The sequence below is a fragment of the Vibrio sp. Vb1574 genome, from assembly GCF_033338675.1.
Genome location: NZ_JAWOTC010000408.1, coordinates 1 through 1,091, shown reverse-complemented (window position 1 = coordinate 1,091; position 1,091 = coordinate 1). Strand labels below are relative to the sequence as shown.

At 47.8% G+C, this 1,091-nt stretch carries 1 protein-coding gene; it reads left to right on the top strand.

Annotated elements, in window-relative coordinates; genetic code table 11:
* Nucleotides 1-1,091 (top strand): ATP-binding cassette domain-containing protein (locus R7O12_RS26500; protein ID WP_318127050.1); only part of this gene is annotated, 1,091 nt, incomplete at both ends.

Here is a 1,091-nt window from a genome sequence, read left to right as displayed (position 1 = left end):
TCAACCTGCTGCATTTAAAGGTCCGCGAGATTCTCAAGAAGCGGGCATCAGCATTATTCACCAAGAGTTGAACTTAATCCCTGAACTGACAATCGCTGAGAACATTTTTCTCGGTCGTGAATTTACTGGTTCTATGGGGCGCATTCAGTGGAGCAAAATGTACGCGGAGGCGGACAGACTTCTACAACGTTTGAACGTGAAACACCGCTCGAAGACCTTGCTTGGTGATCTAAGTTTGGGTGAGCAACAAATGGTGGAAATTGCTAAAGCGCGCTCGTTTGAATCGAAAGTCATCATCCTGGATGAACCAACCGATGCGCTTACTGATACAGAAACCGAATCTCTGTTCAAAGTGATTAATGAGCTTCGTGAGCAAGGCTGCGGCATTGTATATATCTCACACCGCCTGAAAGAAATCTTTGAAATCTGTGACGACATTACCGTGCTTCGTGACGGTAAATTTATCGGTGAATGCCGAGTAGCAGACACGGATGAAGACGGCTTAATCGAAATGATGGTTGGCCGTAAATTAGAAGAGCAATACCCGCGTATTGATGTAAAGCACGGCGAGACATGCCTTGAAGTGGTTGGCTTGACGGGCTCTGGCGTTCACGATGTGAGCTTCACGCTTAAACGCGGTGAGATTTTGGGTATCTCTGGTTTGATGGGCGCAGGCCGCACCGAGTTAATGAAAGTGATTTACGGCGCGCTGCCAAGCGAGCATGGCGTTATCAATCTCGATAACAAAACCATTAATCCGGTTAGCCCGCAAGATGGCTTGGCAAATGGCATCGCTTACATCTCGGAAGACCGCAAAGGGGATGGTCTGGTGCTGGGCTTATCCGTGAAAGAGAACATGTCTCTGTGTGCATTGGATAAGCTAACTAAAGGTGTGCAAATCCAGCACGGCGAAGAAGTCATTGCGGTGGAAGATTTCATCAAGTTATTCAACATTAAAACACCAACTCGCGACCAAATTATTGGCAACCTTTCTGGTGGTAACCAACAGAAAGTGGCGATCGCCAAAGGGCTGATGACACGTCCAAAGGTATTGATTTTGGATGAACCGACCCGCGGTGTGGATGTCGGCG